Annotated in this window: 13 protein-coding genes and 1 pseudogene; 7 read left to right on the forward strand and 7 right to left on the reverse strand. The window is 67.0% G+C overall.

Features of this window, described 5'->3' with window-relative positions:
- Positions 1-7: 7 nt before the first annotated feature.
- Together ASF63_RS13470 and ASF63_RS13475 are read right to left on the reverse strand one after the other, a co-directional pair.
- Entirely contained in the window at positions 8-2,692 is a 2,685-nt protein-coding gene (locus tag ASF63_RS13470) for a family 78 glycoside hydrolase catalytic domain (RefSeq protein WP_056514787.1), read from the reverse strand.
- A 1-nt stretch (position 2,693) separates the two neighbouring features.
- On the reverse strand, positions 2,694-4,046 hold the full coding sequence (locus tag ASF63_RS13475) for an MFS transporter (RefSeq protein WP_056514790.1): 1,353 nt from the start codon (positions 4,044-4,046) through the stop codon (positions 2,694-2,696).
- 148 nt (positions 4,047-4,194) lie between these two features.
- Between ASF63_RS13475 and ASF63_RS13480 the strand changes: the two genes are divergently transcribed.
- Positions 4,195-4,830 carry a TetR/AcrR family transcriptional regulator gene (locus tag ASF63_RS13480; protein WP_056514793.1) on the forward strand — a complete coding sequence of 212 codons (636 nt, stop codon included), beginning with the start codon at positions 4,195-4,197 and terminating at the stop codon, positions 4,828-4,830.
- Between the two features lie 191 nt (positions 4,831-5,021).
- A complete protein-coding gene (locus tag ASF63_RS13485; protein WP_235560792.1) occupies positions 5,022-5,657 on the forward strand; it encodes a TMEM175 family protein in 636 nt (211 codons plus the stop codon).
- Between the two features lie 6 nt (positions 5,658-5,663).
- Here ASF63_RS13485 and ASF63_RS19080 read toward each other — a convergent pair whose 3' ends face one another.
- Positions 5,664-5,801: a hypothetical protein gene (locus tag ASF63_RS19080; RefSeq protein WP_157534336.1), complete on the reverse strand. Its 138-nt coding sequence runs from the start codon at positions 5,799-5,801 to the stop codon at positions 5,664-5,666.
- An 86-nt stretch (positions 5,802-5,887) separates the two neighbouring features.
- Here ASF63_RS19080 and ASF63_RS13490 point away from each other — a divergent pair, with 86 nt between their 5' ends.
- Complete coding sequence (locus ASF63_RS13490; RefSeq protein WP_056514799.1) at positions 5,888-6,430, forward strand: hypothetical protein; 543 nt, start codon at positions 5,888-5,890, stop codon at positions 6,428-6,430.
- A 4-nt stretch (positions 6,431-6,434) separates the two neighbouring features.
- Positions 6,435-7,019 (forward strand): TetR/AcrR family transcriptional regulator, encoded by a 585-nt coding sequence (locus ASF63_RS13495; RefSeq protein ID WP_056514802.1) that lies wholly within the window; start codon positions 6,435-6,437, stop codon positions 7,017-7,019.
- A gap of 138 nt (positions 7,020-7,157) precedes the next feature.
- On the opposite strand, the gene ASF63_RS13500 is transcribed toward ASF63_RS13495, so the two are convergent.
- Complete coding sequence (locus ASF63_RS13500) at positions 7,158-7,559, reverse strand: nuclear transport factor 2 family protein (RefSeq protein WP_056514804.1); 402 nt, start codon at positions 7,557-7,559, stop codon at positions 7,158-7,160.
- Positions 7,560-7,649: 90 nt separating this feature from the next.
- Here ASF63_RS13500 and ASF63_RS13505 point away from each other — a divergent pair, with 90 nt between their 5' ends.
- On the forward strand, positions 7,650-8,201 hold the full coding sequence (locus tag ASF63_RS13505) for a TetR/AcrR family transcriptional regulator (protein ID WP_200934020.1): 552 nt from the start codon (positions 7,650-7,652) through the stop codon (positions 8,199-8,201).
- A 270-nt stretch (positions 8,202-8,471) separates the two neighbouring features.
- On the opposite strand, the gene ASF63_RS13510 is transcribed toward ASF63_RS13505, so the two are convergent.
- The 3 genes from ASF63_RS13510 to ASF63_RS19085 all read right to left on the reverse strand — a co-directional run.
- Positions 8,472-8,729 carry an LPXTG cell wall anchor domain-containing protein gene (locus ASF63_RS13510; protein ID WP_056514807.1) on the reverse strand — a complete coding sequence of 86 codons (258 nt, stop codon included), beginning with the start codon at positions 8,727-8,729 and terminating at the stop codon, positions 8,472-8,474.
- Complete coding sequence (locus ASF63_RS19650) at positions 8,726-9,103, reverse strand: MarR family transcriptional regulator (protein WP_414843727.1); 378 nt, start codon at positions 9,101-9,103, stop codon at positions 8,726-8,728. The genes ASF63_RS13510 and ASF63_RS19650 overlap by 4 nt, the downstream gene beginning before the upstream one ends.
- 1,591 nt (positions 9,104-10,694) lie before the next feature.
- Positions 10,695-11,012: hypothetical protein (locus ASF63_RS19085; protein WP_235560793.1), on the reverse strand; the 318-nt coding region annotated here is incomplete at its 5' end.
- 289 nt (positions 11,013-11,301) lie between these two features.
- Here ASF63_RS19085 and ASF63_RS19655 point away from each other — a divergent pair.
- Together ASF63_RS19655 and ASF63_RS19660 are read left to right on the forward strand one after the other, a co-directional pair.
- A pseudogene (locus ASF63_RS19655) lies at positions 11,302-12,100 on the forward strand (hypothetical protein); the annotation flags it as partial.
- A gap of 123 nt (positions 12,101-12,223) precedes the next feature.
- On the forward strand, positions 12,224-12,904 hold the full coding sequence (locus ASF63_RS19660; RefSeq protein ID WP_414843730.1) for a putative Ig domain-containing protein: 681 nt from the start codon (positions 12,224-12,226) through the stop codon (positions 12,902-12,904).
- Positions 12,905-12,964 lie beyond the last annotated feature (60 nt).

The raw sequence follows: 12,964 nt of genomic DNA on the forward strand, positions 1-12,964 counted from the left end.
CGCGCCCTCAGCGAGCCCCGGCGCGACCGCCCGTGCCCGAGAAGGAACCGGGTCCGGCCGCTCGCGTCGTCCCGTCGGGGAAGACCACGGTCGCGCGACTCCCTGCCGGGATGTCCGCCTCGACCACCAGCTCGTCCCCCTCGATGCGCCACTCCACCCGGATCCGCCCCTGAGGGCTGTCGAGGTGTCCCTTCGCCCACGTGACCCCGCCGCCCGGGAGCGGCGCGATCGTGAACGACTCCCAGGCGATCGACCCCGGATCCTGACGGAGGCCGAGCGTGTGGGTATGCAGGAAGCGGATGACCGCGCCCTTGCTGTAGTGGTTCAGTGACTCATGGGCGACACCTTCGCCGTCGATGCCTTCCCAGTCTTCCCAGACCGTCGTCGCACCCCTGTCGATCATGTACATCCATGAGGGTGCGCTCCGCTGGAAGAGCAGGTCATAGGCGACATCCGCATGCCCGCTGTCGGCGAGCACCGGCAGCAGGTCTCCCGTCGAGAGGAATCCGGTGCCGAGATGGGTATCGGCGTCGCGGATGAGTTCGACGAGGCGCTCCGCAGCGGTGGGGCGAAGCGATTCCGGGATGAGACCGAACGAGAGTGCCCGCACATAGGCGGCCTGAGTGTCCTGCACCGTACGCCCGTCATCCGTGACGAACTCTGCCCGCCACGCGTCGAGCACGCGCTCGGCGATCGCGGCATACTTCGCCGATTCGCCCGTTCGGCCGAGCACGGCCGCGGCATCCGCGAGGATCTGAGTGGAGCGATACAGGTAGGCGGTGCCCACCTCTCCCTTGTCGGCCATGAACCAGGCCATGGGGTTCGTCTTGATCGGGTCGAGTCGAGACCCGTCCTCCGCCTTCGCGACGGGCTCGGTCCACTCGCCCCAGTGGAATGTGCCGTCCCACAGATGCTCCTCGTGCGGCTGCGGGTCGGCAGAGCGCTCGACGCGAGAATGATGCCGATTCGCACGGGCGGCCCCGAGCTCCCACTCCACCCACCGCACCATCGCGTCCCAGTTCTCTTCGAGAACTCGAACGTCGCCGTATGCGGAGTACATCTCCCACGGCACGAAGGTGATCGCGTCACCCCACCCGGAGGAGCCCGTCATCATGGCGAACTGGTCGTCGAGCTTGTGCTTGATGCGACGGCCGTCGGGCGAGAAGTTCGCGATACGCCCGTCGTCGAGCTGATCGTCCCGCACCGACTGCAGCCACTTGCGGGTGAAGCCGAGCACGTCGTACAGGCGCGCGGCGGTCGGCGCGAACACCTGGTAGTCGCCCGTCCACGCCAGACGCTCACGGGTCGGGCAGTCGGTCGGCACATCCACCGCATTGCCGCGGAAACTCCAGTCGGCGATCTCGTGCAGCCGGTTGAGGTCGGGATCACTCGACTCGAACGATGCGGTGCGACGCAGATCCGTCTGCACGACCTGCATCTGCGCGGACGCCGGTTCGAACGGAGCACCCTGACGCGTGATCCTGACGAACTGGAAGCCGTGAACCGTATGACGTGGCTCGAAGACCGCGCCCCCTCCGTCCGAGACCACTTCGTCGTGCTGCACGAAGACGACGTCGGGCTCTCCCGGCTTGGTGGAATCGAGGTGTGCGGTGCTCACATCACCGTCAGGCCCGACGTACTCGCCGTAGTCGATCGCCGTGCGCGTTCCCGCCGGACCGAGATCGGTGAGCCGCAGCCAGCCCGAGGCGTTCTGACCGAAGTCGAGCACCCAGGTGTCGTCCGCGAGGCGGTTCGCGTTCACCGCGTCGCGCGTCTCGACGACCCGGACGGGCGGAGCCGGCGACCAGGAGATCGGCGGACCTTCGACCGCGCCGACGATCACGGCTTCCGCAGACCCGGCATCCGCACGGAAGTCGGTCGTCTGCCCATCCATCAGGTCGGCGCGGATCACTCTGGACCGAGCGCTGGTCCAGTCTCCGTCGGTGCGGATCACCTGTCGCGAGCCGTCGGAGAGCTCGAGGTGCAGTTCAGCTCGCGCTGCGAGAGTGGTGCCCCACCCGGCCGGCAGACGGAACGCCCCGACCTGCCCGCGGTACCAGCCGTCGGAGAGCTCGATCTCGAGCGAGTTCGTGCCGTCGGCCAGCAACCGCGTCACGTCGGCAGCCTGGGAGTAGAGGGTGCGGTCGTACGAGGTCGACCCCGGCGACAGCTCGGCCGTGCCGACACGCTCGCCGTTGATGCGAGCGTCGTAGACGCCGAGAGCAGTCGAGTACAGCCGCGCCGAGGCGATGCCACCGGTCTCGAAGGTGTGAGCGAGCGTGTGAGCACCCCGCGCGCCGTATCCGGGCTCATCGTGCTCGACCGGGCTGATCCACTCGGCGGTCCAGTCCGCGTCCAGCAGTCCGCACTCGAAGGATGACCAGTCCGACCATTCCGAGACTGTGTCGCCGCTCACGGCGCGCGCCCGCCATCGCACCCGCTGACCGCTGGACAGCGCGAGCCACGGCCACTCGATGAAGAGGTGCGCGCCGGTCTCGAGGGACGCTGAGGGCTGACGTTCGCCGTCGACGATCGCCTCGATCTCGAACCCGGTCTCCGCACCCGCCCCCATCGGAACGGTGAACGACAGCCGCGGCGCGCCCTCAGAGACGGTGAACTCGTCGCCGCCGCTGTCGATCCGCAGATCGTAGGGCGCGGTGGGCACGGATGCCGGGTTCGATGTGAGCGTCATCTCAACGCACTCCCTTGACCTTGAACATGATGATCAGACCGCCGATGAGGGCGAACACCGCGCCGATCAGGTAGAGCAGCGTGTAGTTCTTCTCGGCGCCCACGGCCCCGATCGTGATGATCAGCGGAGCGATCAGCGGGGCGATCGCGCTGGGGATCTTCTGGGCGAACGCCACGACGGCCATGTAGCGGCCGGACTCGGCGCGGTCGGGAATGATCGCGTACACGATGGCCTGGTCGACGGTGGCGAACACGGCGATCGCGAGCTGCATGAGCACCGCCCCCACGATGAGCTGGGGCAGCGACCATGCGAACGCCTCGGCGAGCGCTCCCCCGATGAAGATGAAGGCGGCCGCGAGCACGAAAAGCCGACGGCGCTTGAGCTTGTCGGACAGGAATCCACCGAGCAGCGCGCCACCGGCAGCAGCGACGACTCCGAGCATCCCGACGGTGGCGACGACACCCGCGACTTCGCGGACCGGCAGGTCGAGACGCTGGGCGTAAAAGAACGTGCCGAAGGTCGTGTTGAAGTACAGGCCGATGAAGAACACCATGCGGCCGACCCAGTTCCACGCGAAGTCCGGGTACTTGCGGGCGTTGAAGCCGTAGCCGGCGATGACCTTCTTGAGCGTCACCGACGAGTCGACGACCAGGTCCTTCGAGCTTCCCTCCTTCTTGAAGGTCGGCAGCAGGACGAGCAGTACGACGCCGATCACGGCGGGGACGAAGAACACCAGGAAGGTGCTGTACGACACGGCGTAGGCGATTCCGATGCCGAGCACCGGCGCGACCTGCGTCATCAGACCGGTGAGGGCCGAGACCTTGCCGCGCTGCTCCTCGGGAAGCTTGTCGGCCTGGAGGGTCTGGATCGCCGCGCCGGCGGTCGACCAACCGGTCATCGCGACGACCCACCCCGCACCGACCAGCAGCAGGTTGGGGGCGAAGCCGATGATGACGGCCCCGACGATGCCGAGTGCGGCGCCGAGGAACAGGAACGGGGTGCGACGCCCGAAGCGCGACCGGGTGCGGTCGCTCCAGATGCCGATCATCGGGCTGAGCACGAGGAAGATGAGCTGCGCGGTGCCGGTGACGTAGCCGAGCACCTCTTCGTGCCCGGGGGCGAGCTCGGTGATGCGCAGTGCGAGGCCGTAGGCCAGCGGGACCATCATCGCGATGGACGCACCGAAGTTGGCCAGCATCAGCCAGAAGATGTATCCGCCGCTCACTCGCGCGGTCGGCTCCGCGCCGACGGCGGTGCCTTCGACGGGCGTGCTGTCTGGCGTATTGCCGCCTACCGGCTGCGCCGCGGCGATCGAGTCGATCGTGTCGCTGCGGTCGAATTCACTCTTGGTCACCTGGACTCCTTCATCGTTCAGTGATCCGCGGCGCCCATCAGTGGGCGTCGTCGCGAGATGTGATCTAAATCCGTTTGGCAACCGATTGTCGATCCTGAGCGATAGTAACCACTTTGGTAACAGAAGGCAAAAGTGAGAGGGTGAGGATATGACGTCACCGCCGACCGCCGAGCCCGCCCCACGCCGCCGAGGACCGAGCGCGACCACCCCGGCGAGACGCGCCGAGATCGCTGAAGCCGCTCTCGCGAGCTTCGCCGAACACGGCTACGAACGGGCGTCACTGCGCGACATCGCCAGCCGCGCCGGCCTCACCCACGCCGCACTGCTTCGACATTTCTCCGGCAAGGAGGAACTGCTGCCCGCCGCCCTCGCCCAGCGCGAGGAGCACGAGGAAGACCTCGCCGCTCGGATCATGACGGCGCACGTGCCCGGCGAGCAGATCCTGAGCGCCGTGCTCGCCGACGAATTCGCGCACCCCGACTTCCAGCGCAACTGGATGGCGCTCACGGTGGCCGCCACGAACCCGGAGCATCCGGCGCACGACTTCCTCCTCGGGCGCCGCGAGCGCATGCGGTCCCGCTTCACGGACGGGCCCCTCCCCACCAAAGAGGACGAACTCCTGACGGCAGACGAGAAGATCACCCTCGTCCTCGCCATGGTCGACGGCCTGCGCATTCAGGCGCTGCTCGACCCGTCTCGAGATGCCCTCGGACTGCTGACGATCTTCATGAAGCTCATCGCCGCCCAGCCGCCGACACGACCGGAGTCCGACGGCGCTGCCTGACCCCGTGCCGCGGGCATTGTCCTCTCTTCCTCCGGCTCTGGGAAGGCCCTGAGTGGACCGACCTCAGACGCGCACGATTGCCGCCTTCATACCCGGATACCGAGGAAGGCGGCAGGACGATGACATCAGAGAGTCGTGGGAGTCCGAGACGGCGCCGGAACTCGGCGGAACGAGCGAGCCCTGGGCGCGCCGTGGCATTCAGCGATGCGATCATCGCGATCGTCATCACCCTCCTCGTCCTCGACCTCAGGCCACCCGAGACCGAGCCCGGCGGTCTGCTACGGGGGCTGCTCGAGGAGTGGCCGACGTACCTGGCGTATGCCGCGTCATACGTCTACCTCGCGGTGATCTGGATGAACCACAAGGCGGCCTTTCTCCGGATCAAGGAGATGGACGTCGGGCTGCAGTGGGCGAACCTCGGACTGCTCGCCGCGCTGGCCCTCATACCCTGGCCGACGGCGGTGATCGCCGAGACCGCTCGGACGGGCAACCTCGACGACGAACGCGTGGCGGTCGCGCTCTATGCGATCGTCGGCGCGCTGCTGTGCACGGCCTGGCTGGTGTTCTTCGCCTACTTGGCGCGTCATCCCGACCTCACCCATGACGAGGTCGACGAGCTCTACTTCGCAAGGGAGCGCCCCCGCGCCCTCATCGGGGTCGTCCTGTACCTCGCCGCAGGAGCGGCCGGAATGCTCGTGCACCCGCTGGTGGCGTCGGTCGTCTTCCTGATCCTGCCCGTCTTCTACGGCCTGACCAGCCACGGCCAGCATCGCTGGCGCCGCGCGCTCCGGATCGACGACGGCGCCACTCCGCGAGCAGGGAGGTGACCCCCTCTACGCGGAAGCACCAGGATCGGGGGCTTCCGCGTTCGACTCCAGCTCGCGCAGCCGCTTGAGCTGCGCCCACGGCCAGAAGGCGATCCAGCCGATCGAGACGATCGAGGCACCGATGATCATCGAGGGGATGTCCATGGAATCCACGCTACGGCAGGGCTGAGGGGGATTTTGGTAGCACGCACGTGCTAGCATAATCGGACCGTCGACCGAGAGGACCGTCCATGATCCTTGCTGCGATCATCGCGTGCGAGGTGGGCTTCTGGATCGCGATCGCAGCCGGCCTCATCGCCCGCTACGCCTTCGACCGCCCGAGACTGGGCCGGATGCTGCTGCTCGCGGCGCCGATCATCGACCTGGTGCTGCTGGCGCTCGTCGCTCTCGATCTCATGAGCGGGGGAACGGCCTCGTGGCACCACGGTCTGGCCGCTCTCTACATCGGCATCTCGGTCGCATACGGCCATCGGATGGTCGCATGGGCGGACGCGAAGTTCGCCGCGCGCTTTCGTGGGGCGGCGCCTCGACCGCGTCTGTTCGGCTCTGCATACACGATCGCCTGCTGGAAGGACGTCGCGAGGACGATGCTGGCCGCCGCGATCGCAGCGGGGCTCCTCGGGGGCCTCATCGCTCTCGTCGGCGACGCGGCGCGCACCGCCGAGCTGCTCGGTTTCTTCCCGATCCTCGGCGTGATCGTGGCGATAGATCTGCTGTGGGCCGTCAGCTACTCGATCTGGCCCAAGCGGGCACCCGTCACTGCACGAGAATGAGGTCATGCCCCGTCTCATCGACCACGACGACCGCAACGACGAGATCGGGGCGGCGGCCTTCCGCGTACTGGTGCGCGATGGCATCGCCGGGTTGTCGGTGCGCAAGGTCGCGGAGGAGGCGGAGATCGCCACGGCGTCGCTCCGACGCGCGTTCCCGACGCAGGACGCCCTCCGCCGGTTCTGCTTCGACCGCATCCGACACTCCGTCGCAGCCCGCCTGCGCGCCGTCACGGGAGAAGGTCGCGAGAGAGCGATGCAGTGGATGCGGGAACTGCTCCCCCTCGACGACACACGACGCACGGAGCTCATCGTGCAGCTGCAGCTGAGCCGGCTCGCCCTCACCGACGAGAGCCTGAGGGGAAGCGCGGCCGACCTTCACGACGGCGTCCGCCGAGTGTGCTCGTCCGTGCTGCGACAGCTCTCAGAGGCGGGAGTGACAGACCCGGCTCTCGATGCCGATCTCGAGACGGCACGACTACACGCCTTGCTCGATGGACTTGCGCTCCACCTGCTGTGGAACACCTCAGACGATCCGGCCGGCCAGGCCGACCGGGTGCTGCAGCGACACATCGACACCCTCTCGGTGTAAGCCTCGGCTGGGCGTGGGGATTCGCCCCCAGCTCGGCCATCGGCTCGGGGCGACGCATGGGCCAGTGGGCCCGCATGGGGCCACCGAGCCCGCACGGGGCGGCCGACAGGATCGCCGGCAACCCCGTCGATCACCCGATCAGGCGAAGGCGGCGGCCGTTGCGGCGGTGTCCTCGAACAGGTGCATCCGGGTGACGGCGCCGTCGACGACCGTCAGACGGAGGGCGACGTCGGTGTGGAAGGGGCGTCCGGTGGGAGCGGCGACGTGATCGAACACGGCGAAGATCACGGCCTCGTCCCCCTCGGTGACGACAGCGGTGACGGAGACGACGCTCTTGCCGGGGACGAGGGCGGACCACAGGTCGCGGAAGTGGGCAGGAACCTCGCTCCGGTGCGTGCGGCGGCCGGCCCACGGAGTAAGGTCGGGGTCGCCGGGCACGATCCAGTCGATATCCTCGGCGAACAGCGCACCCAGTCCTTCAGCATCCTGCGCTCCGAGTCGCTCGAGGAACGCTCCGGTGATCTCTGCGGTGGTGGTCATGATGTCCTTTCGCGGCGTTGATCCACGCCATTCTGTAGCGATCGATACAAAACGATAGCACATCTGTAACAAGCACTATAGAATCGAGTCATGGGACGGCCGCGGAGTTTCGACAGAGAGCAGGCGCTGGACACTGCGATGCGAGTGTTCTGGGAGCGCGGATACGCCGAGACATCCGTCGCAGACCTCACTGCACGACTCGGCATCTCGGCCCCGAGCCTCTATGCGGCATTCGGCGACAAGCGCACCCTCTTCGAAGAGGCGGTCGCTCGATACGAGGCCAGCCCCGAATCGGTGACCACAGCCGGAACGACAGGCACGACCCCTCGGGAGGTGCTGGAGAAGATGCTCGACAGCGCCGCGCGCGAGTACGTCAGCGACGATCACCCCCGGGGCTGCCTCGTCAACAGCTCTCCCGAGCTCGCAGCCAACCGCGAGCACAACCGGGAGATCACCGCGACGCGGCTGCGGGAGGTCGCCGACGACGACGCTCTCAATGCCGAGGCGCTCTCCTCCTACGTCCACTCCGTGCTGATGGGCATGTCCTCCCTGGCTCGCGACGGCGCCGGAGAAGATGAGCTCCGGCGCGTTGCCGACGTGGCGCTCCTGGCAGCGCTGCCCGCCGAGAGAGCGAGACGGTAGGCGGAGCGGAGCCACTCGGGTAGGTTTTCCTGGCAACGCCTGCGCGTCCTCGACGACGGCACGCCGCTGCGAACGATCGTCTTCAGCGACTCATCAGATGAGCGTCGAGAGCAGCACCATGGCGTCGGCAGACGGGGTGCCCGGTTCGGCGTGGTAGATCCACAGAACAAGGGACGCACTGCCGAGGACTGCGAGTTTCTCGCGGCGAAGAGTGAGGTCTTCGACGAGATCGTGCGCGCCGTCAAGGCGCGTCGAGACAGCACTGTGCGGTCAGTCAGTCATTTGGCCGACGGAATCTGCAGTCCGTCGGCGACGGACCAGGAGCAGGACTCCCCCACCGACCAGCAGCGCCAGTCCGGTGATCACGACCCAGGTTGCGACTTCCCAACCGGTGACGGCGAGCGGAGTCCCCGGAGTCTGGACAGTCACGACAGACGGGTCGGAGGTGAACGGGTCCCCGCCGGGGGTGTTGCCACCCGCCGTCGCCATGTTTCGGATCGTGCCGGCGTTCAGATCGGCCTGCGTCACGGAGTACGTCGCCGTGCAGGTGATCTGCGCGACGGGAGCGCAGCGAGAAGGTCGTCGATGCGGGCTTCATTGAGGGTGTACCGGAACCGGCGGGCGCTGCTTCGTTTGTCGAACGGTAGATCAACAACAAGCACGTTGAGCTCGGCGAGAACCCGAAGGACGCGGCCAAGTGTTCCCCGAGAGATCGCTGTTCCCTCCAGAATGTCAGCGACGTGGGCACCAGGGTTCTCGCGAACGAAGTCAATGACGCGGATGTGGACGCGGGTCCTCACGAGCGCTGCCGCGTCAATGTATGAATCGGATTCTGCGGACATACGAGATGTCCTCGCGCACCTGGTGGAGGAGAGTCGACGCACGATCCGATCTGCGCTCATTCAGGAGGCACCGAAGCAACACAAGGATGTCCACCTGCTTCCCTGCCCACAGCCCCAACCCGGCCGCCGCAAAGACGCCGCGAAGACGCGGAACGCGACTACGCCGAAGCCGGCACCGGCGACGTTAACACCGCGATCGAGAGCTACCGCCGCCACTCCGCGGTCTTCCGGGCTTGGTCCCGCATACACCCCAATTCGCGATCCAACTACCTCGGCTGACGCCACGTCTTCGCCCTCAAAACCCGCACCGGCGGGACCACCCCTCACCCCCTGACTCGGACCCGCCGCCCCCCCAGGAGCCTCCGCAGCACTTCCCGCACGACACCCTCTCTCCCCGGCCGGTGGACCGACATCGAACAGGCGTTCACTGCCGTCACTGAACTTCAGCAGTAGCTCCGGGACGCCGAACTCGCCGCCTTGCCCTCGCAGCAACCAGGTGGCGTCCGCTGTGAGCGGACGGTACCCGCCCAGCCCTCGGCAGGAGGCGGGGCGGCTGCTAACGTGCGGGGGCCGTTCTCTTGCTCGCACTGGTCAGAGGCGGCCACAGGCCGACGTCAGATACGTCACGCCTGGGGGTGCCCTCCCAATCCTGTGGGGGACAGGGCACCCCACCATCGGGCAGACCAGAGCAGGATGCGGTGGTCATGTCGGCGGCCGAGAACGAGCTTGGGTCGGCTGGGTTTGAACCGGATCCTCGACAGTTCGACATGGAGCGGTGGGAACTCCCCGACGGGGCGACCCGCGCCGATTATGCGGCGGCGGTCGAAGACCTTCGGATCGCGGTGCGTGGTACCGGGACCCGGTACATTCATGCCCGGCTGGTGGGACAACCCACAGCCGCGGCAGTCCGCTCTATCAGCCAGAGGCTGAGCGATGCGTCCAACATGGAGCGTCCGGAAACCGCGCCTGCCGTGTCCGAGCGCATTGCTGTCATTGAGCTCGGTGAACTCCCCTCGGTTTCGGTGGTGGTACGGGCGGCGCTGACGCTGCTCTCCCCCCCTCGAGGGATACGCGTCCGCTGCACGTGCTTCCCGTTGTGCACGCGGGGCCAGCGTGGGGGCGAGCGACAGATTCGAGTGTCGCTCTCGTCTGTTTGGAGTGAATCCCGCGTTCTGCGGGTCGCGTGTCCTCTCCCCAGGGGGTGCGCGGTCGACATACCCGGTCGACGGGGCGGAGGCCTCCCCCCTCCGCCCCCCTTCCCAGAGCCGGCCACTCACCAGGCACGGGACCACTCGGCGAGCTGGGGTTGGTCACTGCGATGGTGTTTGTGTCGGAGCTCGTGCAGCTGCCTAACGGATGTCCTGCTGCTACCGGTTGGTGTTTCCCGAACGGCGGACATACAAGCGAGGTGACTCGAAGTACGCGTTTGTCACGTCGGGGCCAGTTTGTGTTCTCGGAACCGTGAATTTCAGAATGAGTCGAGACGAAGTTGCTGCGGAGGTGGATAATCGGACGCGTAGCGTCTGATTTGGGGTGCTGCCTCGTCTATCTCTAAGGATCGGCATGCGTGCTCGGCGCGAGAGTGACAGCGATCCTAACCCTTGAGANTCGGACGCGTAGCGTCTGATTTGGGGTGCTGCCTCGTCTATCTCTAAGGATCGGCATGCGTGCTCGGCGCGAGAGTGACAGCGATCCTAACCCTTGAGAGGAAACCCGTGAGGACCACAAGCCACGCTTCGAGGCCGCGACGGAACACCGCTGCGGCCGTACTCATCACCAGTCTGGCCGCGATGTTGGCGAGTGGGATCGCGGCAGCTCCCGCATCCGCGGTCGTCTGCACCGTGACGGTGAATACGTGGGCGGAGTTGGAGAACGCGTTCCAGACCGCCCCCGCGTCCGGCGCGGGGATCTGCCTCGGAGCTGACATCACCGCTGACTCCCCGAGTTCCAGCGCATCGGCGCCTTCATGNGCGGCAGCTCCCGCATCCGCGGTCGTCTGCACCGTGACGGTGAATACGTGGGCGGAGTTGGAGAACGCGTTCCAGACCGCCCCCGCGTCCGGCGCGGGAATCTGCCTCGGAGCTGACATCACCGCACCCCCGACAGGATTTCTCGATGTCCCGGCGGGGACGAGTCTGACCCTCGACTTGAACGGTCGTGCCCTCGACATTCCCCAGAACGGGGTCAACCGTGCAGGGATCGGCGTCAGCGTGGGCGAAACCCTCATCATCGACGCGACAGGCGGAGGGTCCCTCTCGGTGTCCGGGGATGGTGGCATCGGCGGAGACGACCTCAACCCGGATGCCGGGACCATTACGATCAACGGTGGCACCATTGAGGCCACCGGCAGCAATAACTCCGCCGGGATCGGCGGCGCCCTCAACGGCGCCGGCGGCATCGTCACCATCAACGGCGGCACGGTGACCGCATCCTCCACGAACGCAGGAGCGGGCATCGGCGGCGGTGAATCAGGCGCCGGCGGCAGCATCACCATCAACGGCGGCACCGTGACCGCCACGGGCAGCCTCGGCGGCGCCGGGATCGGCGGCGGAGCCAACGCCGCCGGTGGAACAGTGACCATCAACGGTGGCACAGTGACCGCGACCGGAGGAAACCCAGACGCGGCAGGGATCGGAGGAGGAGCCCTCGGAAACGGAGGCACAGTCGTTCTTACTGGTGGCGACATCACCGCGACCGGATACGGCACCGGTGCCGGCATCGGCAGCGGCGGACGCGGATTCTCCCCGATCTTCTCACCGGGAACCCTCACCATTGAAGGAGTGGGTATCCCGACGGTCGGCTCGGGATCCGTACCAGGACAATCTTCGTCTCCGACAGCGACCGTCGTCCCTGGGCCACCCGGCGTCACGTTCACGCAAACTACCCAGGACGGCACCGGGACAACCCCTCCTGCTTCCACCCGTGTTGTGTTCGCGACGGTGGTGCCTGTCACACCGCCGGTGATTACGACGTTGACGCTCCCTGATGGGATTGTGGCGGACGCGTATGCCTCGCCTGTGGTGGCGACCGGCACTGGCCTCAGGATGCCGGCAGCAGNAGCAGGAAACCGGCGACGATCATGCGTTCGATCCTCTCAAGGCGGCCCAGGACGGCACCGGGACAACCCCTCCTGCTTCCACCCGTGTTGTGTTCGCGACGGTGGTGCCTGTCACACCGCCGGTGATTACGACGTTGACGCTCCCTGATGGGATTGTGGCGGACGCGTATGCCTCGCCTGTGGTGGCGACCGGCACTGGTCCGATCACTTTCGCCGTCACCGCCGGCGCGCTCCCCTCAGGGCTGACGATCGATCCGGCGACGGGTGTTGTTTCGGGAACTCCGACGACGGCGGGAACCTTCACGTTCACTGTCACGGCGACGAATGCAGGTGGGTCTGACACGCAGGRGTACACGGTGGTGATTCGTGAGCGGCCCGTCATCACGACGTTGACTCTCCCCGACGGCACCCAGGGTACGGCCTACAGCCAGCAGGTGGATGCGACGGGTACTGGTCCGATCACCTTCGCGGTGACCAGTGGGACGCTGCCGGATGGGCTCACCCTTGACCCGGCCACCGGGATCATCTCGGGTACCCCCACTCAGACGGGCACGTTCCCGTTCACGGTGACCGCGTCCAACGCGGTCGGGGACGATACCCAGGAGTACACGATCACCATCGGTGAAGGGGGGACGCCGGTCGACCCGGAAACGCCGAGCACCCCGGTGACGCCACCCTCCACCGGGAACCTCGCCTGGACCGGTGGCGACGTCCCATTGCCCTGGATCATCGGCGGTGGTGCCCTGATCCTGGCCGGTGCAGCGTCCATGGTGATCACGGTGATCCGCCGCCGCACGGTCTAAGCCTCACCACGCCACAAGGGTGGGTGTCTCGCCATGGCGAGACACCCACCCTTATCTATT

This window comes from Microbacterium sp. Leaf320, assembly GCF_001423485.1.
GTDB lineage: Bacteria > Actinomycetota > Actinomycetes > Actinomycetales > Microbacteriaceae > Microbacterium.

Bases quoted from the DNA above. Each gene is read 5' to 3' on its own strand.
- ASF63_RS13470 (WP_056514787.1), bottom strand. From the start codon at position 2,692: ATGACGCTCACATCGAACCCGGCATCCGTGCCCACCGCGCCCTACGAT.
- ASF63_RS13480 (WP_056514793.1), top strand. From the start codon at position 4,195: ATGACGTCACCGCCGACCGCCGAGCCCGCCCCACGCCGCCGAGGACCG.
- ASF63_RS19080 (WP_157534336.1), bottom strand. From the start codon at position 5,801: ATGGACATCCCCTCGATGATCATCGGTGCCTCGATCGTCTCGATCGGC.
- ASF63_RS13490 (WP_056514799.1), top strand. From the start codon at position 5,888: ATGATCCTTGCTGCGATCATCGCGTGCGAGGTGGGCTTCTGGATCGCG.
- ASF63_RS13495 (WP_056514802.1), top strand. From the start codon at position 6,435: ATGCCCCGTCTCATCGACCACGACGACCGCAACGACGAGATCGGGGCG.
- ASF63_RS13500 (WP_056514804.1), bottom strand. From the start codon at position 7,559: ATGACCACCACCGCAGAGATCACCGGAGCGTTCCTCGAGCGACTCGGA.
- ASF63_RS13505 (WP_200934020.1), top strand. From the start codon at position 7,650: ATGGGACGGCCGCGGAGTTTCGACAGAGAGCAGGCGCTGGACACTGCG.
- ASF63_RS19650 (WP_414843727.1), bottom strand. From the start codon at position 9,103: ATGAGCGCAGATCGGATCGTGCGTCGACTCTCCTCCACCAGGTGCGCG.